The sequence below is a fragment of the Streptomyces sp. NPDC059788 genome, from assembly GCF_042732265.1.
Lineage (GTDB): Bacteria > Actinomycetota > Actinomycetes > Streptomycetales > Streptomycetaceae > Streptomyces.
Genome location: NZ_JBHWHY010000001.1, coordinates 248183 through 266375, shown reverse-complemented (window position 1 = coordinate 266375; position 18193 = coordinate 248183). Strand labels below are relative to the sequence as shown.

The 18193-nt window shown below is 68.6% G+C and carries 25 protein-coding genes and 2 pseudogenes; 1 reads left to right on the top strand and 26 read right to left on the bottom strand.

What is annotated here, in order from left to right; translation table 11 throughout:
* The 13 genes and pseudogenes from ACFV57_RS01440 to ACFV57_RS01380 all read right to left on the bottom strand — a co-directional run.
* A pseudogene (locus ACFV57_RS01440) lies at window positions 1-318 on the bottom strand (hypothetical protein); the annotation flags it as partial.
* Window positions 319-623: 305 nt separating this feature from the next.
* Window positions 624-1550 (bottom strand): hypothetical protein, encoded by a 927-nt coding sequence (locus ACFV57_RS01435; protein ID WP_385224445.1) that lies wholly within the window; start codon window positions 1548-1550, stop codon window positions 624-626.
* A gap of 147 nt (window positions 1551-1697) precedes the next feature.
* Window positions 1698-2027 (bottom strand): hypothetical protein, encoded by a 330-nt coding sequence (locus tag ACFV57_RS01430; protein ID WP_385224443.1) that lies wholly within the window; start codon window positions 2025-2027, stop codon window positions 1698-1700.
* Between the two features lie 45 nt (window positions 2028-2072).
* Window positions 2073-2717 carry a hypothetical protein gene (locus tag ACFV57_RS01425; protein ID WP_385224441.1) on the bottom strand — a complete coding sequence of 215 codons (645 nt, stop codon included), beginning with the start codon at window positions 2715-2717 and terminating at the stop codon, window positions 2073-2075.
* Between the two features lie 358 nt (window positions 2718-3075).
* Window positions 3076-3453, bottom strand: a complete 378-nt coding sequence (locus ACFV57_RS01420; protein WP_385224439.1) for a hypothetical protein — start codon at window positions 3451-3453, stop codon at window positions 3076-3078.
* 422 nt (window positions 3454-3875) lie between these two features.
* On the bottom strand, window positions 3876-4592 hold the full coding sequence (locus ACFV57_RS01415; RefSeq protein ID WP_385224437.1) for a VWA domain-containing protein: 717 nt from the start codon (window positions 4590-4592) through the stop codon (window positions 3876-3878).
* Window positions 4593-4813: 221 nt separating this feature from the next.
* A pseudogene (locus ACFV57_RS01410) lies at window positions 4814-4945 on the bottom strand (bifunctional DNA primase/polymerase); the annotation flags it as partial.
* Window positions 4946-4963: 18 nt separating this feature from the next.
* Window positions 4964-5815: a hypothetical protein gene (locus ACFV57_RS01405; RefSeq protein ID WP_385224436.1), complete on the bottom strand. Its 852-nt coding sequence runs from the start codon at window positions 5813-5815 to the stop codon at window positions 4964-4966.
* A 125-nt stretch (window positions 5816-5940) separates the two neighbouring features.
* Window positions 5941-6219, bottom strand: coding sequence for a hypothetical protein (locus tag ACFV57_RS01400; RefSeq protein ID WP_385224434.1), 279 nt, complete (start codon window positions 6217-6219; stop codon window positions 5941-5943).
* A 468-nt stretch (window positions 6220-6687) separates the two neighbouring features.
* On the bottom strand, window positions 6688-7188 hold the full coding sequence (locus tag ACFV57_RS01395; RefSeq protein ID WP_385224432.1) for a hypothetical protein: 501 nt from the start codon (window positions 7186-7188) through the stop codon (window positions 6688-6690).
* A gap of 58 nt (window positions 7189-7246) precedes the next feature.
* Complete coding sequence (locus ACFV57_RS01390) at window positions 7247-8212, bottom strand: hypothetical protein (RefSeq protein WP_385224430.1); 966 nt, start codon at window positions 8210-8212, stop codon at window positions 7247-7249.
* A 696-nt stretch (window positions 8213-8908) separates the two neighbouring features.
* A complete protein-coding gene (locus ACFV57_RS01385) occupies window positions 8909-9211 on the bottom strand; it encodes a hypothetical protein (RefSeq protein WP_385224428.1) in 303 nt (100 codons plus the stop codon).
* A gap of 118 nt (window positions 9212-9329) precedes the next feature.
* Window positions 9330-9821, bottom strand: coding sequence for a single-stranded DNA-binding protein (locus tag ACFV57_RS01380; RefSeq protein WP_385224426.1), 492 nt, complete (start codon window positions 9819-9821; stop codon window positions 9330-9332).
* A gap of 12 nt (window positions 9822-9833) precedes the next feature.
* Here ACFV57_RS01380 and ACFV57_RS01375 point away from each other — a divergent pair, with 12 nt between their 5' ends.
* Window positions 9834-10076 (top strand): hypothetical protein, encoded by a 243-nt coding sequence (locus tag ACFV57_RS01375; RefSeq protein WP_385224424.1) that lies wholly within the window; start codon window positions 9834-9836, stop codon window positions 10074-10076.
* Window positions 10077-10267: 191 nt separating this feature from the next.
* On the opposite strand, the gene ACFV57_RS01370 is transcribed toward ACFV57_RS01375, so the two are convergent.
* The 13 genes from ACFV57_RS01370 to ACFV57_RS01310 all read right to left on the bottom strand — a co-directional run bounded on the left by ACFV57_RS01370 (window position 10268) and on the right by ACFV57_RS01310 (window position 18152).
* A complete protein-coding gene (locus tag ACFV57_RS01370) occupies window positions 10268-10585 on the bottom strand; it encodes a hypothetical protein (RefSeq protein ID WP_385224422.1) in 318 nt (105 codons plus the stop codon).
* Between the two features lie 449 nt (window positions 10586-11034).
* Complete coding sequence (locus ACFV57_RS01365) at window positions 11035-11364, bottom strand: hypothetical protein (RefSeq protein ID WP_385224420.1); 330 nt, start codon at window positions 11362-11364, stop codon at window positions 11035-11037.
* Between the two features lie 346 nt (window positions 11365-11710).
* Window positions 11711-12175 carry a hypothetical protein gene (locus tag ACFV57_RS01360; RefSeq protein WP_385224418.1) on the bottom strand — a complete coding sequence of 155 codons (465 nt, stop codon included), beginning with the start codon at window positions 12173-12175 and terminating at the stop codon, window positions 11711-11713.
* On the bottom strand, window positions 12168-12500 hold the full coding sequence (locus ACFV57_RS01355; RefSeq protein ID WP_385224416.1) for a hypothetical protein: 333 nt from the start codon (window positions 12498-12500) through the stop codon (window positions 12168-12170). The genes ACFV57_RS01360 and ACFV57_RS01355 overlap by 8 nt, the downstream gene beginning before the upstream one ends.
* The gene (locus ACFV57_RS01350) at window positions 12497-12928 is read right to left on the bottom strand and encodes a DUF6195 family protein (RefSeq protein WP_385224414.1); all 432 of its coding nucleotides are present in this window, start codon (window positions 12926-12928) and stop codon (window positions 12497-12499) included. The genes ACFV57_RS01355 and ACFV57_RS01350 overlap by 4 nt, the downstream gene beginning before the upstream one ends.
* Entirely contained in the window at window positions 12925-13158 is a 234-nt protein-coding gene (locus tag ACFV57_RS01345; protein ID WP_385224412.1) for a hypothetical protein, read from the bottom strand. Before ACFV57_RS01345 ends, ACFV57_RS01350 begins: the two co-directional genes overlap by 4 nt.
* The gene (locus ACFV57_RS01340; RefSeq protein WP_385224410.1) at window positions 13155-13811 is read right to left on the bottom strand and encodes a hypothetical protein; all 657 of its coding nucleotides are present in this window, start codon (window positions 13809-13811) and stop codon (window positions 13155-13157) included. The genes ACFV57_RS01345 and ACFV57_RS01340 overlap by 4 nt, the downstream gene beginning before the upstream one ends.
* Window positions 13804-14745: a hypothetical protein gene (locus tag ACFV57_RS01335; protein WP_385224408.1), complete on the bottom strand. Its 942-nt coding sequence runs from the start codon at window positions 14743-14745 to the stop codon at window positions 13804-13806. The genes ACFV57_RS01340 and ACFV57_RS01335 overlap by 8 nt, the downstream gene beginning before the upstream one ends.
* A complete protein-coding gene (locus tag ACFV57_RS01330; protein ID WP_385224406.1) occupies window positions 14742-15029 on the bottom strand; it encodes a hypothetical protein in 288 nt (95 codons plus the stop codon). Before ACFV57_RS01330 ends, ACFV57_RS01335 begins: the two co-directional genes overlap by 4 nt.
* 211 nt (window positions 15030-15240) lie before the next feature.
* Window positions 15241-16497, bottom strand: a complete 1257-nt coding sequence (locus tag ACFV57_RS01325) for a hypothetical protein (RefSeq protein WP_385224404.1) — start codon at window positions 16495-16497, stop codon at window positions 15241-15243.
* 146 nt (window positions 16498-16643) lie between these two features.
* Window positions 16644-16835 carry a hypothetical protein gene (locus tag ACFV57_RS01320; RefSeq protein ID WP_385224402.1) on the bottom strand — a complete coding sequence of 64 codons (192 nt, stop codon included), beginning with the start codon at window positions 16833-16835 and terminating at the stop codon, window positions 16644-16646.
* Window positions 16832-17206 (bottom strand): hypothetical protein, encoded by a 375-nt coding sequence (locus tag ACFV57_RS01315; protein ID WP_385224400.1) that lies wholly within the window; start codon window positions 17204-17206, stop codon window positions 16832-16834. The genes ACFV57_RS01320 and ACFV57_RS01315 overlap by 4 nt, the downstream gene beginning before the upstream one ends.
* Before the next feature lie 646 nt (window positions 17207-17852).
* Window positions 17853-18152 carry a hypothetical protein gene (locus ACFV57_RS01310; protein ID WP_385224398.1) on the bottom strand — a complete coding sequence of 100 codons (300 nt, stop codon included), beginning with the start codon at window positions 18150-18152 and terminating at the stop codon, window positions 17853-17855.
* Between the last annotated feature and the right edge of the window lie 41 nt (window positions 18153-18193).

Below are 18193 nucleotides of genomic sequence, written 5' to 3'. Positions count from 1 at the left end.
CGGGTAGCTCGGGTGGTCGGAGCACACCACGGCACACGTCCAGGAGCCGGAGTGGCGCTTGCGCGGCATCGGTTCCTCCTCGACGCCCTCAGGCAGAGTGTCCTTCCGGAACTCGATCGGCACCACGACGACGCGGTAGGCCTGGTCGGTGCGCGGCTGCTGCCAGGGCAGTTCGACGAGCAGGTCCTTGGGCCACTCGTCAATGGTCACGGGCAGAGTTGACAGGTAGTGGTTCAGTGAGCCTGCGGGGGCCTGGGCCAGCCGGGCCTGCTCCTGTTCTTCGGTCTCGATGAAGCCGATGCGGCTGAGGAAACTCATAGTGGTCTGTTCTCCTTGATCAGCTCTTGGCCGGGACAGGCGACGTGGAAGGGGCGTAGGCAAGTTCGTCGGGTTCGCCGTCCCACCCAGACGCTTCTGTTTCCGGCCGGGGCAGGCCCCGGACGCGTCGATGGCCCATCCCGGAAGAAGATCGGGCCGATGGGGGGGCGTTGTGTACGGCCTGCCGGGCCGTGTCCCGGATCATGCGGATGCCGATGGCGTTGATGGCCAGCCGGAGGGTGGTGTCGTTACACAGCCAGGAGCCAGAATGACGCTTATGCGGCAGCGGCTCCTCCTCGACGCCCTCAGGCAGAGCGTCCTTCCACGTGGATGGTGTAGCCGGTGTTGTTGAAGGGGCGGACGGTCTCGGCGGTGAACTGTGCTTGCTGCGGAGTCATGCAGGTCACCGTCCGGCGGCCGGGCCCGGAACCGTTGTAGAGAGTGACGCTGTAGTGGGCGTCTGCGGGGACGCCGCCGGGGACGGCCTGAAGGGTGGGGCCAAACCCGCGTGCGGCGCGTTCGGCGTTTGCGACGGGGATGCAGCCAAGGCAGAGGAAGGTTTCCTGGCCGGTGGCATCGTGGGCCCATACGGCGCCGTAGGCCAGACAGGTGGTGCGGGTGCAGCGGATGCCTGCGGCGCAGCGGGCTCGTATATCGGTACGGTGGGCGACTTCCTGGGCGACATGCGCGGGCACGGGGGGCTGGTCGTCGCCAGTCGGTCGGGGAATGCGGGCGCCGGGGGAAAGGCCCCACCGTGCGGCAAGGCCCAGGACGGCCTCGCTGGCCACGTGTTCGTGGCGGGTCCAGCCGCTGTGGGTTGCGTCGACGAGATAACGGCATCGGTCCTCGATGTCGCCGAACAGGACGCACCGCAGGTCGTCGTTGTTCGCGGAGGCGGCGGCAGCCGCCGCTCGGGCCGTGTTGGCGGTCTTGAGCAGCTGAGTGCTGGGGGCGGTCAGAGCGCGTTCGGCGGTGGTGAGGAAACTGAGTGCGTAGGGGGTTTCCAGGTGTTCGGCAACACCCGGGCGGGTGAGGAGCCGGGAGGCGGCCGCGAGAGCGCGGGGGATGCGGATGATGGCGTAGGCGACGTCGTCGGCGGTCGCGTTGGGGTTGGTCAGGATGCGGCCGATGGGCGCTATCCGGTAGGCCAGGTGGTACAAGCGGTGGACCTGCCGGTCGGTCTCCTGAGCGGTGCGGGCGCGGGCTCGCCATTCGTCGAGGATCGTGGGCACGTACGGCTCCTGAAAGAGGCTCATATCCCCCGGCGATCGCGCGGGGTCTGTTCGGCGCCGGAGTGGCCGGAGTCGTCACGGGGAGGGTGCAGTCATGGAGAGGCCCCGGCTGCTGTGCGGGGCGGTGGCCGGGGCCTGAGGGTGGGGTCAGCCCTGCTGGTTCGACCGGGGTGCGGCGGGCCGCTGCGGGGTGGGGGCGTCGGTGTCCTCGTAGCGGGCGTTCAGTTCGGCGGGCAGGAACGCCCAGTCGGTCGCGGGATTGGTGTAGCGGACGACGGCGACGCGGCCCGGCCGGGGCGTCGCGTCTGTGTCGCTTGTGTGGACGGTCGGGCCGAGGTAGGTGATGTGGCCATGGCCGTAGGGCTCGGGGATCGTCTGGCCGGGCGTGATCTCTTCGCCGGTGGTGACGTCGACCAGGCGGAAGCCGGAGTTGGGGTCGGTGAAGGCGGGGATAGTTCGGGCGGTGAAGTTGTTCATGCTGCGCTGCTCTCTGGGCTGGAGGTAGGAGGCGAGAGGAGGGCGTCACTGATTGTCTTCTTGGGTGCGGGGAGCCGTGTCGGTGCGGGGGCCGATCCAGTAGAGCAGCGAGTTTTCGCGTTCGCCGGTCTCCTTGGGGCTCAGCTCCGGCCCCGGCTGTTCGTCCTCTTCGTCCTCTTCGTCGTCGGGGTCGTGGCTCTTGTAGGGGTAGGGGCTGTCGGGGCTGTCGGGGCTGTCGGGGCTGTCGAGGAAGGCTTCGGTGACGAACCGGCGATCGTGGTCGTGGTCGAGTTTGATGTACAGGCGGAGGCGTTCGAAGGCGGCGTGGGCGGCCTGTTCGGCTTCGGTGCGGGTGTAGAGGGGCTCCGGTGCGGCGCCGGGGGCGATGCCGGTGGCCTGTTCGAAGCGGTGGATCGCGTCGGCGGCGGCGCGAGCTGCCTGGGCGGGCTGGTCGGCGGCTGGCTTGAGCAGTTGTAGGGCGTCGAAGAGCTGCTGGCCGGTCTGGGTCCACGGCGAGGTGGAGGTGTTGTCGTTGTGGAGGGCGAAGTAGCCGTACTGCCACATGTCGTGGAGAGAGGCTGCGAGATGGTGGGTGGCCTCGTGGCCCGGGACCGCGCGGTAGGCGGCCAGGGTCATGCGTGCGCGAGTGGCGATGGCCTTGGCGGAGCGGGGGTAGGTGAGCCGGGTCATGGGTCTGGTCTCCCTCTTCTGGGGCGGTCCGGGGCGCCGGGGTGAGGTGAGGCGTAGGAGGGACCTGTCATGGTGGGCCCTAGCTGTGGCCGGGCTGGCCGGTTGCCTGGGGCCGCCGTCGTCCGATCCCGCCACGTAGCTTCATCCGGTCACGGAGCAGTAGCCGGGACAGTCCGGGCGGCAGGGTTCCTCTTCAGGGCCGAGGAAGTTGCCGCCGAACACGCAGGACTCGGACCACTCGGTGACGACCTGGCCGAGGGCGCGTCGCTCGTCGGCGCGCAGGAGCTCGCCGACATTGACACGGCGGTGCAGGGTCCGGGGCGGGCCGGGGTAGGGGACGGGCAGGTTCGCTGGTGAGTCAGGGGCGGCAAGCCGTCGAGGACTCCGCGTCGCAACCCTGGCTGCAGGCGGACGGGGTCACTTCCATGAGCAGGGCCCGCACGGCGTTGGTGCCCGTGGCGCGGCGGGGCTCCTTCGCGTCGTTGCCGTCGATGACTTCGGCGCGCAGGATCTTGCCGCTGGTACGGCCGATGATGATGGAGCCGAACGCGCCGTGCGGGCCGACCGCGTTGAGGATGATGCGGCGGGTGCGGCCGCGGGGCTGGTCCCAGGTGGGGCGCAGCCCCTTCGCCTCGGCGAGGTGCACGATGCCTGCCGTGTACACGGTGACTCCGGTGAGGTCGATCGCTTCGGCTGCGCCGGGGACCTGTTCGACAGCGGCGAGGGTGGTGTTCATGATGGTCGGCTCCGGGGGTGTGAAGGGGAAAGGCGGCGGGGTGCGCGGTGGCCCGGAGCCGGGCAAGTACGGCAACCGACGCGCATGCGCGCGGGCCGGGGTCCGGTCAGGGGATGATGTCGGCGACGAGTGTGGTGGCGTTATTGACGTAGCAGTGTTCGCTGGCGGGGAGTCTCGCGCGGGCCGTGTCGACGGCCAGGTCGACGAAGCTGCGCACGGTGGTGGTCGGTAGTTCGTCGTCGAATTCGACGACCAGGTCGGGCCCTCCCCCCCCGGGGGCCCGGGGGGCACGCCTGGAATCGAGGCCTTATCGAAGGCGAAACGGTGGGAGAAGCAGGGCGCCGGTACCCGCGGGCGCTGTGTACGCCCGCGGGTGCTGGGATGGTGTCGCCCCGGAGGCCCGGAGCCACAGGGAAGCAGGGTCAGCGCAGGATGCCCTGTGCTTCGGCGGCCGCGAGGTAGGGGCCGAACTGCGCGGTGATGCCGTCGTAGAGCGCATCATCGGTCAGACCGTGAGGGTCGGGCGCGTGAAAGAACCCGGTGTTATCGATCCCGCCCGGAAGGTCGTCGATCGCACGCAGGAAGTCGACCTGGTTGCCGAAACCGACGAACGACCAGAACAAGGGCAGCTTCTTGGCGTCGATCAGGGCCTGCACGGCGGCCCTGCGGTCGTCCGGTCCGCCATCGGTCTGGAAGAGCACGAAGCCGGGCTCGGTGGTGTCGGACCCCTGGTAGTGTTCGATGACCGCCCGGATTGCCGCCTCGTAGTTGGTCGTTCCCATGTGCCCGAGCTGTGCGTGGGTGTCGTCGATGCGGCCCGCGTAGTTGCCCAGGTCCAGTTCCGTGGTGCCGTCGACGGTGCTGGAGAAGAACACGACGGGCACGGTCCCATCGTCGTCGAGGGCCTGGGACAGGCCCAGAGCACGCTCACCGAGGTACTGCATCGTGCCGTCCCTGTAGAAGCGCCGCATGGAGCCCGAGCGGTCCAGCACCAGGTATACGGCTGCCTTCCGGCCGCTCAGGCCATGTTTGGTCAGGCTGACTGCGGCCCGCTTGGACAGGTCCGGCACGCTGGTGCGGGTCGCAGGCTGGGCTGCGGGAGCCGAGGCCCCGGAACGGCCAAAGAGCTTGTTGAACATGTTCCTCCGATCAGGGGGTGGCGCCACCGCCGGGGCGGCGGGGCACCGCGTCGTGGTGCGGCCGGTGGCCTGTGGTGCCGGCTCGCACGAAAGTGTCCTGCGGTGTTAGCCGTCCGTGTCCCGGGCATCTTGCACGCGCTGCGCCACACGGCCGCAGGCCGAAGACTGCGACATCAGGACACCGAGATGAGAGCCCCGCGGCCGCTGAGCTGCGAGTCGGCACCGGCGCGGGAGCACCAGGATTCGCCGTGCAGGACGGGGCGCTTGTCGCCGGGCCGCAGGGGGAAGACGTGCCACCCGCGGTCGGCGGCGGCCAGGGCCGCGGCGAGCAGGGGAACCTGCGGGAGATCCACGGTCAGGGGGGGCGGCCATCAGGCGGCCTCCTTCACATCGGCGGGGGTCAGGTGCTGGGCGACGATGCGCTGGTGCCAGCGGATCGCCCAGTCGGGGCAGTTGGCGCAGTTGATGTGCCGGGTCTCGTGTCCGGGCAGCGGGGCGGAGCGGCGGGCGTCCTCGGACCAGGCCATCGAGTCGGCGGAGGTGAGATCGCCGGCGTACTGGGCCAGGCCGAGGGTCTTCACACCGAAGCCGTGCAGCCGGTAGCCCTTGCCGGCGAAGTGCTCGACGATCTCGCGGATTTCGCTGGTGGCCTGGCGGCGGCAGACGGAGCCGAGGCCGACGACGGGCAGCTGGCTGAGGTCGATACCGGCGGCGGCATACATCTCGTCACAGGCCTGGTAGTCGGCGAGGGTGTTGCCCTGCAGGACCGCGATGAAAGGAACCTCGGGGGCCATGGCGGTGAGTTCGAGGTAGTTCTTGACGGTGAGCCGCTGGTGGATGCGCACGGCCATCGTCAGGTCCTCCTCGGCCTCATCGGGTTGCAGGCCCCGGGCCTGGCGGGTGCCGTGGAAGACGGCGCCCCGGGCTCCAGCGCCGCCGCGGATGACGATGTCCTCGCACATCCAGTCCTGCGGCGCGACCCACCGGCACAGGTCCGGTCCCAACCCGTCCAAGTAGCGGCGGATCTCCGCGACGTACTGCTCAGCGGTCAGGGTCCAGCGGCCGCGGCGCTGCAGTTCGGTGAACCCTCCGCTGTCGATGCAGTACGGGTGAAGGGCTTGCGGGACCGGGCTCTTGCGCTGGGCGAGACGGACTCGTGAGACGAAGAACGTGACGCCGCCGAACAGGGCGCGAAGCCTCGCGTCCCACAGCCAGTTGGTCATGTGGGTGCCGAGATACAGCTCGGCCCGCCGGCCGGATACCCTCCTCGGCCGCCGCGGGACACGGCCACAGGTGCCGGAGCAGGCGAGCGGGGGAACCTGCGGAAGGCGCATGGCTAGGGGCGCGCTCATACGGCGGCCAGGTAGGCGTGTCCGGCGCGGGTGAGGCGCACGGGATCGGTCCGGCCGTTGCCCACGTCCACATAGCCAGCGGCATCGAGCGGGTGGAAGGTGCGATCGGCCACCACGTACGTGGTGCCGTCCAGGCGCCAGCGGCCACACGGTGCGGACACGAACGCCACGCCGTCGCCGGCGTCGCGTTGGGCGATCTCGCGCAGCAGGCGGAGTGCGGCCGGTTTCAACGTCGGCGCAAAGTCCGCTCGCGGGCAGGGAGCGGGTTGGGTCATGCTGGAGACCTCCAGTGCTCTCTGTTGAGTTGTGCTGGCAGGCGAGAGCGGCCCCGGTTTCATTGGCGTGAGGTTGGGGGGGCGCTCTCGTGTGCGCGAAGGTTCTGAGCTTGCGCGGTGCTTCCGTCAGCGACCGCGGCGGGGGTGGGGGGCGGGTTTCGGGGGCGGCGCCGCAGTTGCTCCGAGTACATGGCCACGTCTTCCACAGCGTGGGTCAGGTTGGTGGTGCGCGGGTGCGAGGCCCGGTCCGTTGTCGGCTCATGGCCAGGCCTGGCCGGGTGGGTGGTCAGTAGATGAGCCAGGCGGGCATTGGCGATGCGGGGGTCACAGATGGGGTCGACAGCAGCCGTGAGTTCACCGTGTCCGGCGCAGCCCCTGGTGGGTGAGCGCACCGTACGGCGGCGGCCGGCAAGCCCCGCAAGCGGTGACCGGTCGCGGCCCGGGAGCTGCGCGGCACGTTTTCCGCTTTCACCCAGCCGCGTTCGCGGCGGCCAGGCGCTCGGTCAGCGCGAGGACCTGGGCGAGTTGCTCGGGCGTGAGGTGATACCGGCTGGTTTCCCTGTTGTGCGTCTGACCGGAGGCGTCCGCGGAGGTGATCTTCACGGACTTGAGGCCTGCGAGCCGCTCACGCTCGGCCGCCCTGGCCCTGTCCTGCTCCATATCGTCCCACAGAACCGCGGCAACCTTCGCGGTCTTGCCGATCTTCCAGCCGTCGGCGCGGCGGACACTCTGGCCGTCCGGGGCGGTGATGGCGATGGTGCCGACGCGGTCGCCCCACATGCCGGTGAACAGGACGGTGTGGCCGGTCGTCGTGACGGTCTGGACGCGGACAGCGTTTTTGTGCCTTTTGGCGAGGGCGGCGATCTCGATAGCGAAGGCGCTGCGCGGGTCGGCGAGCGGGGTGTCCAGGTCGGGCTTCTCGTGCACGATGCTGTTTCCTGTCTCTTCGAGGTGGGCCAGTGCGGGCACGCGGTGCTGTGTCGGCCGGCCAGCGGGGCCGGGCGATGATTGTCGGGACGGACGGGGGTCAGGCAACTGGCTGCTGGGAGCGGGCGTCGACAGTCTTCTTCGGCTTCGGGACGCGGCAGGCGCCAGGGCCTTCACAGCAGGCGGCCCCGCCGGGGTTGTCCCATTCGCAGTTCGGGCACCGCCAGAGAACGCCAGCCACGAACGCCGCCTCGCGGATTGCCTGCTCCTGGCGGTCATCGGCGGCATCGAGCAGCTTGTTCAGCAGATCCGGCTTGGGAGTGCCCTCGGTACTGTCATCCAGCACCACGGTGTCTTCGACCTCCACGCGCAGCGGCACTGTGCCGTCGGGACGAACCAGGCGGTCTTCCGCGGAGTCTCCGTGTACGGAGACGCGGACGGCACCGGCCTCGTAGTCGAGGTACGCAAAAACCAGGACGCCGTCGATCTCGAGGCAGGGGAGGTCGTTGTCGTCGGTCTGCGGATGAAAGATGGCATCCCGATTTGCCTGCTCGCTCGCACCCTCATCGGGAAAGCGGTAGTCGAGCGGCACGATGCGGGTCCGGCCACGCTTGGTGATGTCCTCCGCGTAGAGTTCGTATCCCTCATCCGGCCTGATTTGGTTGTCGCGCTCGCCGTAGTAGAGCCGCACGGCCTCGCGGTCGTCGGTAGGCGGCTGGTCGGGGACGCCTTCCTCGCCAACGAGGTTGTCCCAGACCCCGCGCACGTACGTGGCGAGAGCGACCAGCGCGGAGTCCTCATAGGCATAGAGCGTCAGCTCGTTCGTGTTCCGGTCCCAGCGTTGCAGCACCCAGGCCTGGCCCACCGGGCGCGGGCTGATGAATGTCACCACTTCGGGGGAGGGAGGCTGCCGGTCAGCATGCTCGGCGATCATGGCATCGCGTGCGCGGTCGAGGGCGTCCTGCTGGTGCTCGGAGAGATCGCTGGGGTCGATTTCCTCCCACAGCTCCACAGCCGTCTTCACAAGGCACTCGATGTCCTGCGGGTTGAAGCGTGCAGCAATCACAGGGCTCTCCTCGAAAAAGAGGTAGGGGGTTGTGGCTCAGATTCAGCACTGCCGTCGCTCCTGTTCATCGCGAGAAGAGCGGCGTGATTGTCTTGGTTCTCGGGTGGGCTGGGCTGGTGGGTGAAGGGCCTACAGGTGCCTGAGTGATCGGCACCCAATTCGCAGTCGGAGGGGAGGAGCAGCCACTCAGCGTGTCTCGCTGTAACCGCACTCGGGGCACGTGTGCGTGACCTTCTTGAGTTTCCTGTTCTCGCGGACGCCGTAGGCGTTCGACTCCATGTCGCTGACGCAGTTCGGGCAGTTCATGGCTCGGCCCCTGGCGTGACGAGGATGCTGTTCAACGCCAGATCCGGATCAGCTCTGCTGATCCCCCTTGTGCACACTGCCTTCACGGGGCAAGTAGGGCAAGCCACGATAGAGAAAAACACAGCACCCCGGCGCAGCCGCTGCCCGAAGGCAGAGCGCACCGGGGTGCTCGGGAAACCGGAGCCGCGGAGATCTCCAGGGACACACCACAGGGATCATCTGCAGCGTTCAGGAATCGAACCTGTTCCGCGGTCGGTCTGCACGGTGTGCCCACTGACGCACGCCGAGGATCAGTCGGCGCACTGCGGATTCGAACCGCTCCGTGCAGAAGTCTGCGGCGGGCCTGTCGTCGATCGCGCGGATCAGCCGTGTGCCCCCGGAGGGGCGGATTTACGAGCGGTGGGCGGCGGTGTTGGGGCATGTGACGCCGTCGGATGTCCCCTTGCCCGAGCAGACGGTACAGCGGGTGTTGAGCATGTCCAACAGCAGTGCGTTAAGGGCCTGGACAGTCACGGCGTGGGTGCGCTGGTCACGGTCGTGCCTGATCGCGGCGGCATCCAGCATCTTGCGGGCGAAGAGGTCGATGGCCTCGCGGACGCCTCCGACGCTGCCCAGGTCCAGGGCGGCGATCTCGGTGTCTAAGGGTCGCCGACGAGGGCGGTGGGCGGGGACGGTCGAGGTGGTGGAGCTCAACGCGGCCTCCTGTTCGGGCGAGTTGGGTGGATGATGCCGGGGTCGGAGGATCCCTCGGCGGGCTGGGGGCAGGTGAGCTCGACCAGACCCGCCGGGATGGGTGAAGTTCTATAGACCGTCAGGCGGCCTGAAAGGGCAGGTGCTCGTCCTGCACGGCGCTGGCGTGCGCGACGGCCGGAGCGGCAGCCGCGACCGGAGTGGGAGCCTGTGCCTGCAGGTTCTGGTTCTGGGCCTCGGCCTTGGTGACGCGCTCGGCCAGACGGGCCTGGGTGGTCGCACGCGACTCCAGGAAGGAGATGTTCTGGATCTCCAGCTTGGTCTCGAAGACCGCCACCCCCTTCTTGATGTAATGCTTCATGCGCGGCTCGTAGCCGAGGGCCACCAGATCACCCCGGTGCACATGCGCGAAGGGGCCGATGCCCGTGGTCTGGGCGCGGACGAAGGCCTCGAACGGCAGGGCGTCGGAGATGCGGTTGCCCTGGGAATCGGTGTAGCCGCGCTCCACGAAGACGGTGAGCATGACCTTCTTGGAGCCGTCCTTGTTCTCGAAGACCTTCGGGTCGTTCGCCGCGCGGCCGATGACGGATGCGGTGCTGTTCGGGTTCGACATGGTGGATTCTCCTTGAATACAGCCCAGCGCGCGTCGACGCCGTCGGTGCGCGCGGTTGGATGGGTTGAGCTGGGATATTCAGTTGTCTGGCATGCCACCATCCGGATCGGCTTCACCGATCAGATGATGTTCTCTTTCAATGCTTCATCCGGATCAGCTGCGCTGATCGAACGCTTCGCCATTCCGGGTTCCGAATCGGCTTCGCCGATCAGACTCGTGGTTCTCGTTGCTTTACCGGCCACTTCCCCGACGTGATGTTCGGATGTCCTGCAGCCCGGTTTCTGCCTGACCCGCTCTGACGGTGTCGCCGGTCTTGCAAGCAAGCCGGTACGAGTGTTCGAGATCCGCGATCTTGGCCCGGTGGAGTCTTGCGATGGTGAGCCAGAACACCAGGACCATTGCGAAGACCATGAGAGCGCCCACGCGGAACTCAGGGGCGGGAGTCTTTACAGCGTCACCCGCACTTCGTAGGCCGTCGAGCGGTAAGGCCCAACGGTGAGTACGTTCACGGGCGTCACGAGACCTGCCCACTCCAGGCGAGCCGTCAAGCCCGAGTGCTCGGACCAGTCCTTGATGAAGACGTTCCCGAGCTCGGGCGTGAGACCATAGCCCTGCAGGCTGATCGAGATGGGCTCGGCGGAGCCTTTGGCCTTTTCGAGTTTCAGCACACGGTTCTTGTCGTCGTGCACGAGCGCTCCAGTCAGCTCGATGCAGCCGAAGTCGACGGTGACGTCGTGCTTCACGGTGATTGTGGACTCAGCCATGGTGGTCTCGCTCTTCTCGTGAGGTGGATGGTGGACGCCCGGCGGGCGCGATCAGCTGATGCGCCCGCTTTCGCATGCTCCGTGGGCCTGAAACACGAGCGATAAGGCGGGGGGGGCGGCAGGCTGGTGGCGCTTCGTGGTCACGGCTGGCCCCCCTGGGGCACGGCGCGCAACCGGGCGGCCAGGTTGGTGTCCTGACCCTCAAGCAGCGCCAGGGCCTGCTCGATGCACTGCTCGGCCGTCAGGCGCCGGCGGCGCTCAGGCTGGGTTCCGGCGCACAGGGGCGGTCAGCGGAGCAGCAGGGCCCGCGTCGTCCCGGTCGCCGGTGCCGTAGGTGCGGGCGGGGGTAGTTGGGGGCCGTGCAGTGCCAGACCCCGCCTCGATCCGCTCAGCCTCGATCCGCCCGGTCACGGTCGAGCAGTCCGGGCACGGCGGCGGAGTGACGGATGTTACGGGCGGCTCCCGTCGTCGGCGGGCAGCTCGGCGAGCAGGGCGGCGCTGCCGGGTCCACCTGCGAGGCCGGTGCTCCGGCAGTGCCCGCAGTAGCCGGTGCCGTCGGAGTGGGCGGCGCGGTGCGTGTCCAGCTCATTCCGTACCAGGTCGGTCACCCAGTCGAGCTGGCCGGGCTGGATCGGGAGCGGGTGCTGCTCGCCGGTCGCCGGGTCGGTGACCGTGACGATCATGGGCGTAGCGCCCTCCGGGTCAGTCGGGTATTCGTCGGCGAGCTCGGCGAGCGCCTGGGCAAAGTCGGCGGCGGCCGTGGTGCTCTCGGTGTTCATGCGTCGGCTCCCGTTCGCTGGGTGATCTCTTCGTCGAGCAGGTACGTCTCGCTGTCATGCCACCATCCGGATCAGCTGCGCTGATCGAATGCTTTGTCATTCCGAGTCCCGAATCGGCTTCGCCGATCAGGCTCGCGTTTCTCGTTGTTCTACCGGCCACTTCCCCGACCAGGCCCCGCCTGGAGGCCGTGGTGCACTGGGGCGGTCACGCCTTGTCCTCTCATGTTGTGGTACGCACCCAGACGCGGCCGCGGCCGACAAGTTGCCGGAGGAGCGGGCCATCAGGCAGCCTCCTCTCGGCAGGTGGTGCCGGCTGGAGCCGTAGCCCCGGCCGGCAGGACGGTCGTCACCAGGCCCTCCCGATCTCGCGGAGGCCGCCGGTGCGCTCCCGCACTTTCTGCACGGCCTCTCCGTCAGCGAAGGGATCGGTGTCGAGGCGGGCGCGGGCGACCAGTTCGCCTTCCACGTGATCCAGAGAGTGACTGAGCCAGGCACGCCCCTTGCCATCGATGTAGATACGGCGGCGCCGGTCGTCCGGGTCGTCGGGGCGGTTGCCGTTGGCAGCCTGCTCGACTGCTGCGACCCATTCCGGCTCGGGCAGCGGCTGCTCCCAGCGCCGGGCGTCCTGGCGGGCCTGGTCGCACAGGTCGCGCACGGCGCCGAGGCAGCTGCTCAGGTGGGCCATCTCCTCGGCCACCGTCGGCTCCTTGCCGACGTATTCCTCCAACTGCTCGATCAGCCAGCGGATATCGGCGAGGAGCAGCCCGGCCTCAAGGCGTTCCTTGATCTGTGTGAGGCGGTCGTCAGCCACGGCGGTCTCCTTCGGCGGCCTGTGCCATCACATAGCGCTGGCACTCCCGCGCGTCGGTGACGGCGGCGAAGGTCCGTACTCGGGGGCGTCCGTCGAGGCGCCACTTCACCTGCCAGCGGTTGCCGGCCCAGACCTTGCGGATCGCGGTGATCCGCCCCTGCGCGACGAGGTTGTACGGCCACGTGATCAGCTCGAAGGGGAAACGGCCTTGCTCGGGGGCGGTGAACCGCAGATGCCGGTACAGGCCATCGGCGTGCAGGACGGTCATCGCGTGTCGTGCCGTGTCGCGGGCGAACCGCTCGGCGATCTCGGGGTACTCGCTCATCGCCCGTCACCGCCCTGAGCGGCGTTCGCGAGGTCCGCGGCCGTTTCGAGCAGGTAGCCGAGGTGGACCAGGTCGCGGACTTCGTCGACCTGGTCGCGCCCGCACGTACCGCACGGCTGCACCAGGGCGAAGGACGCCATCTCGTCGCCGGTGGTGTAGCGGTAGCGCAGGTACTCGCCGCGGTCCTCGCCCAGGCTCGCCGTGGCCTGCTCGGTGTTCGCAGGCAGGCGCTCCGCGCCGGTGTACTGCCACTGAAGCCGGGCGGCGGCCTCATCACCGAGGACACGGCCGGCCCGGTCGTCGGCATCGACGAGGAACCGGGCGCGCGACTCTTTGAACATCGCGTCGCCCCAGGCTTCGCCGTCCGCCTCGACCTGGGCGAGAGCACGGCTGGCGAGGTCGGCAACGGTCAGGGGACCGGTCGTCATCGGACACCTTCCTTGCGGGTGTAGTAGCGGCGGCCGGGCGTCTCATGAAGGGCGAGGAGGCCGTCACGGTGGAGTCGCGCCAGGTCACGGCGCACGGTACGGATCATCGGGGCGGGCCATCCGGCGGCGCGGTAAAGGCGCATCACACGGCGCGTGGTCCACTCGCCCGGCTGTTCGGCGACCGCCTGGGCCAGCAGCAGACGGCGCGTCGTTTCGTTGAGAGCGTTCACCAGCCACCCCCGAGCTGCGGCGGGACATCGCGGGTGGAGGCCAGGCCCTCGATGACACCTGCGATCGTCGCCGCGGGCTGGCTCCGCAGGGCATCACACCACATGCGGTCGACGTCACCGCCGGTCCTTACCAGGTCGCGGGCAGCCGTGTAGGCGGCCATGAACATTCCCGGGTCCTCCGACGCGGCGCAGCGGACGCTGGCCAGGGAGAACGCGGCATCGGCGGTGCGATCTTGATGGTGACGGGGCATGCTGCCCTTGGTGGTGCGGACCATCAGTGCCAGCCGCTCTCGGGCGTCGATGGGTGCGGCCGTCGGCGACGTGGTGCGGGTGGACTCGTCCTTACTGTGCGGGCAGTCGTGTTGCGGGCTCTTGCCGAAGGACGAGCAGCAGCAACCCGGGCGCTGGCACACCGGGCAAACAGGCTGAGTGAACTCGCCCGACGTGCGAGGGTCCTTCCCGGCCCCGTCGGCCAGGCGGCGCAGCACGTCGGCGACGGCCTGTATCGAGTGCGACTCGGTACGCGTCTCCGCCTCGCCGGCGTCAAGCACCAGCGCCGAAGGGTTAGCATCGTCATCCAGCAGTTGTCGGCGCACCTCGTCGCGAACAGTGGTGATACGGAACGGCCCATCAGCGGGCGTCTCCTCAGCCACGGTCGGCACCCCTTTGGCGGGCGTCCTGCCTGGCCTTCATACGGGCTTTGATCTGCTCGTCAGTCGGCCGCACCCACGTGTGGCCACCGACCTCCGTGTACCGCCGATCGTGTGGGCGGCGGGCCATGTCACAGCGGGCGCAGGCGTACGGCTCGGGCAGGAGGGCAGGGCGGGCAGGAATGGGGGCACCAACCCCCGTGCACGCCACCGTGCGCACTCGGTCAAGCTCGGCCAGCAGTTCGGAAATCGCCTCGGGGGCGTCTGCGACGAACAGCGCCAGATCCTGCAACCAGTCGGGCAGCGTCGCGACAACGCCGCCGTTCCGCGCCTTCACCTGGTAGTGCGCACGATTCTTGCCGTCGCCTTCGACGTACTCGGCCGTCCACGGGGGGCCGAACCAGTCGTTCGGTACGGATGCCCGGATCTTCGCCTCACGCTGCGGGGGCAGACTGCCTGCTCGGAGGGGCGAGGCGGCGGCAAGGGTCTCCCGCACCCGCTGCAAACGCAGCGACAGTTCGATGACGCGCCGGCGGGCGCTGTCACGCTCGCTCTTGGCGCTGATCGCGTCGATGAGCAGGCCTTGTAACGCTTCCTGCAACCCCCGGGCGCGAGCGGCGTAGCGGTCGGCCGCTCCGCCGGTGGACAGTGCTCGTGTGCGGGCGAGCTGCCAGGCGGTGCGGTAGCGGGCGCACGCCGACTCCAGCTCGGCGATCCGGGCGCGAGTGCGCCCGCCGTCGGCCAGCAGCACCCGGCAGAGGTAGCGCAGCCGTGCATCCGGCGTCGCCAGGTCGTGGCTCTCCTCCGAGATCATCACGTGCTCGGCCGCCGTCAGGGGCTGGGCGCGCAGCGATTCGGCCAGTGCCGCGGGAGGCATCTGGCCCGGTCCTGCAAAGCGTCCGGCCCGCACCTCGGAGTTAGCGTTCATGTCCTTCATGCCGCACCGCCCATGCCACCCGTATCCGCCGGAGCGTCGAGCAGTGCCCATGCCCGGACCGGCACCTCGTCGATGACGGCGTTTATCGACACGAACGGGCGCGGGTCGCCGTGCCGGAACGGTGCGGTGGTGGCCGATTCGCCGAGCACATGCGCCAGCGCTTCGACGCCGGCCGCCGACTCGTGGTGCACAGACACGCGCGGGCGCGCTGGATCGAGGCAGGTCACCGAGACGGTGGGAGGCAGGACCGGGCTGGTCTTGATGATCGACTCGGCCACTGCCATGGCGGCCAAGTACCGCCGACGCTGGATCTCAGCGTCAGGCGGGGCCGTACTCTGGATGTTCACCGCGGAGCCTCATTTCTCGCGTAGTGGGTGGTGGGGTGAATCGGAAGGGGCCGCGGCCGGCTGCATCCGGTCGTGGCCCCGCAGCCGTCATCCGGGCGAGGGGGATGCCCCTGCAGACCTACTTCCGGATCGACTGCGTCGATCCAGATCAGTCACCAGCCAGCGCCTGCTCGCGATAGAGCTCGCTGATCCGGGCAACGGCTCCAGCTGGAGGTTGGTAGACCGGCGGCAGTTTGCTGATCGCAATGCCGAGGTCTCGGGTATCCGGCAATAGCGCGGGCCGCGGTATCACTGCCCCATGGGCGGTGCTCAGGTAGAGCTCGGTCGCGCGCTCGATACGCCTGTTGCGGGTCAGCACTCTGCCGATGCCGTTGACCTCGTCGAGACCCAGGTAGAGGGTCACCGCCCGGTTGAGCGTCCGGCGCATGCGATCTTCGACGGTGCAATGCACGTTCAGATCGATGGTGTCCTTGTATCCGCGCAGCACCGCGTCGAAGACGCCCTCAATGCTGTCTGGAAGCTGCCAGCCGGGGAGATGCCCCAAGGTGCCGTCGGTCTCGCGGTCGCCGGCGCCGAGCAGACGGTTCCAGTCGTCGCGTCGGCGCTTCCACTCGTCCTTCCGGATCTCCTTCGGTCGGTCACCCTGGTTCTGGTAGTGGTAGTCGACGAAGAGGGGCCGGCCGTTGGCTTCGAGAGCCATGAGCGCGTGGGTGTACGCGCGGTTCCCGGAGAAGGGGTAAGCCAGCCGGCGCGTGCCGCACTCGTCAGCGACTTGGCCGAAGACAATGCTGAAGTGCAGCGGGTCGTGGAACGTCACGCGGTCATCGAGCCCGGCCTGCTCATCGAGCCAGAGCTTCCGGGCTCGGTAGACGAGGCAGTTGTGCAAAGGACCGCCCATGTCGCGTTCGCGTACCTCGGCGTCGTCGACGACGCGGGCGACGTTCCTGGCGATGATGCGTACAGCCAGCTCGCGGAAGACCTCGCGCATACGCTTGGAGATCATGCGGGTGAGTTCGAAGAGGTCGGGCGCGTACGCGGTCAGCCGCATCCCGTCGTACAGCTTGATGCTCATCGGGTTTTCCGTTCTCGGGATGCTCCTAGAGCTGTCAGCAGCTGGAGCGAGATGGTTTTGAGCGATTTCTGTGACCGGTGTGCTGGCCAGGGCAGGGCAGACCTCCGGGCCACGAATCACTTGAGGCAGCGCATGATGTTCTTGGGCCGGCGGGCCGGTCGGGGCGTCCAACTCAGCTGTCTCAGCGCCCAGGGCCTGGTGGCGGCGGGCGGTCCGCGGCACCCGCACCGCCCCGACCACGCCGTCCCGGCGCTTCGGCCTGCCGGCGGCCCGGGCGGACAGCACGGCCGTCGCGGTGGCGTAGGCGTCGATCGGGTCGGACTTGCCCTTCAACCGCCGCGTCTTGCAGTCCGGGTCCGGACGGTTACGTCCACGACGGTGCCACCGGCTGCAGCCAGCAGCCGGACAGACTCCGCGCCATAGGCGCCTGAGTCCCCCGGCCGCACCGGGCCGGGGCACCGGAAGCAGGCGACGTCACCTCAGCGCTCCTCGCTGATCTCGATCAGGTGGGTACGGATCGCGCCCATCGGGTCCGGCGCCTGCACCCGCAGGCGCACCGGCTCGCCGGGCTCGGGCGGGATGGGTTCGGCAATGAGGATGTCGCCGTACCGTGTGCCGGCCTTCTTGTTCAGCGCGGAATGGATCAGTGTGCGCAGCTCGATCGGGCTCATCGGCTGGCTCCCTTCATGGCGGCGCGGTACGTGGCGAGGGCCTTGGTGTGGTGGTCCAGCTCCGCGACGATGTTCTCGACGATGTTGCGGACCTGGTCGGTGCCGCCGAACGTGCCCCAGTGCTTCCAGCTCTTGCGTTCGGTTGGTTGGAAGCGGTCGATGGTGTCGAAGGAGAAGACGTCCTTCGGAGCACCGACGGCCTTCGCCTCGGTGCAGCGGTCGATGATGTAGTAGGCGTTTGAGCCCAGCAGGATGTGCCAGGCAACGATGTGGTGGTAGCCGTGGTTGACGGCAGGGTCCGCGAGGTGCTGCTTGCCGTCGCGCCATTGGACCGAGCCGCCGTAGCGGCTTTGGAAGACGGGGATATTCATGTTTATCCTCGGTGGCGGTGTCGGGAGTGGTGAGCGGGATGTAGAGGCGGCGGCCGTCGAGCGAGCACTTGGAGGAGAATCCGATCAGGTGCGCGGTGCGGTTTGGGTAGATCAGCTCGGCACCGATTGCCTGGACGCAGGCCCAGTCGTTGATCTCGTTCACGGCGGTGCCGGTCTTCGCGTAGTCGTCGAAGATCACACCCATGCGCTGCTTGGCCTTAGCCTCCGGCTTCGGGCTGACACGGGCGGCGACGACGAAGTTCGGGAGCATCTCGAGCAGGGCGTGAAGATCGGGTCCGTGGAAGCACTTGCTGTACCCCTCCTTGGCGTCGGGGTGGTTCTTGTAGAACTCGAACTCGCCTTCCTCCAGCCAGACCTAGGTGACGTGACCTCCACGCGTCCGGTGCGGAGATCACGTCGTTCTCGACAAGGTCACCGGTGCGGAGGTGGGCGGTGGTCCAGAGCTGTCGGGCCGTGGTCAGTTCTCCGGTCGGTAGGCGTGGGCTGCGGAGTAGCGGGTGAGCCAGCCCTCGACAATTGAACGCAGGCGCGTGTGCTCGGACTGGTGGTAGTTCTTGAAGTCGCCGATCTTGCCGGCGAGCAGGCAGGAGACGTGGGGGTCGCCGGCCGCGACGGGAACGTTGTTTCAGTCGGTCGCGCCGAGCTGCTCGAAAGCTGCGGTGCGGTCGTCGATCTGCTGTACGGCGGCATAGTCTTTGCCGTCAGCGACTTCCAGGCGGGCGACGAGGTCCCGCGGGTTGCCGTCTCCGTGCACGGCCCACCACTGGGAGTTGTCGGCGGTGCAGCGATACGCGGCCCACTTTGTCTCGGTCTGATTGCAGTCGACCATGTAGCCGAACCCGCTGATGGTTTCCTCGGGCTTGAGCACTCCGACGTTGTACTTGTAGCGGCCGGGCAGCTCGAGGGCGCACTTGCGCCAGTTCACGCCGTCGAGCGCGGGTGCCTGGGTCTTGCTGGTCGCGGATG

What these genes read in the sequence shown, in the direction of transcription:
- ACFV57_RS01430 (WP_385224443.1), bottom strand. Translation starts at nt 2,027, where the DNA reads ATGAACAACTTCACCGCCCGAACTATCCCCGCCTTCACCGACCCCAAC.
- ACFV57_RS01425 (WP_385224441.1), bottom strand. Translation starts at nt 2,717, where the DNA reads ATGACCCGGCTCACCTACCCCCGCTCCGCCAAGGCCATCGCCACTCGC.
- ACFV57_RS01420 (WP_385224439.1), bottom strand. Translation starts at nt 3,453, where the DNA reads ATGAACACCACCCTCGCCGCTGTCGAACAGGTCCCCGGCGCAGCCGAA.
- ACFV57_RS01415 (WP_385224437.1), bottom strand. Translation starts at nt 4,592, where the DNA reads ATGTTCAACAAGCTCTTTGGCCGTTCCGGGGCCTCGGCTCCCGCAGCC.
- ACFV57_RS01405 (WP_385224436.1), bottom strand. Translation starts at nt 5,815, where the DNA reads ATGACCAACTGGCTGTGGGACGCGAGGCTTCGCGCCCTGTTCGGCGGC.
- ACFV57_RS01400 (WP_385224434.1), bottom strand. Translation starts at nt 6,219, where the DNA reads ATGACCCAACCCGCTCCCTGCCCGCGAGCGGACTTTGCGCCGACGTTG.
- ACFV57_RS01380 (WP_385224426.1), bottom strand. Translation starts at nt 9,821, where the DNA reads ATGTCGAACCCGAACAGCACCGCATCCGTCATCGGCCGCGCGGCGAAC.
- ACFV57_RS01370 (WP_385224422.1), bottom strand. Translation starts at nt 10,585, where the DNA reads ATGGCTGAGTCCACAATCACCGTGAAGCACGACGTCACCGTCGACTTC.
- ACFV57_RS01365 (WP_385224420.1), bottom strand. Translation starts at nt 11,364, where the DNA reads ATGAACACCGAGAGCACCACGGCCGCCGCCGACTTTGCCCAGGCGCTC.
- ACFV57_RS01355 (WP_385224416.1), bottom strand. Translation starts at nt 12,500, where the DNA reads ATGAGCGAGTACCCCGAGATCGCCGAGCGGTTCGCCCGCGACACGGCA.
- ACFV57_RS01350 (WP_385224414.1), bottom strand. Translation starts at nt 12,928, where the DNA reads ATGACGACCGGTCCCCTGACCGTTGCCGACCTCGCCAGCCGTGCTCTC.
- ACFV57_RS01335 (WP_385224408.1), bottom strand. Translation starts at nt 14,745, where the DNA reads ATGAAGGACATGAACGCTAACTCCGAGGTGCGGGCCGGACGCTTTGCA.
- ACFV57_RS01330 (WP_385224406.1), bottom strand. Translation starts at nt 15,029, where the DNA reads ATGGCAGTGGCCGAGTCGATCATCAAGACCAGCCCGGTCCTGCCTCCC.
- ACFV57_RS01320 (WP_385224402.1), bottom strand. Translation starts at nt 16,835, where the DNA reads ATGAGCCCGATCGAGCTGCGCACACTGATCCATTCCGCGCTGAACAAG.
- ACFV57_RS01315 (WP_385224400.1), bottom strand. Translation starts at nt 17,206, where the DNA reads ATGAATATCCCCGTCTTCCAAAGCCGCTACGGCGGCTCGGTCCAATGG.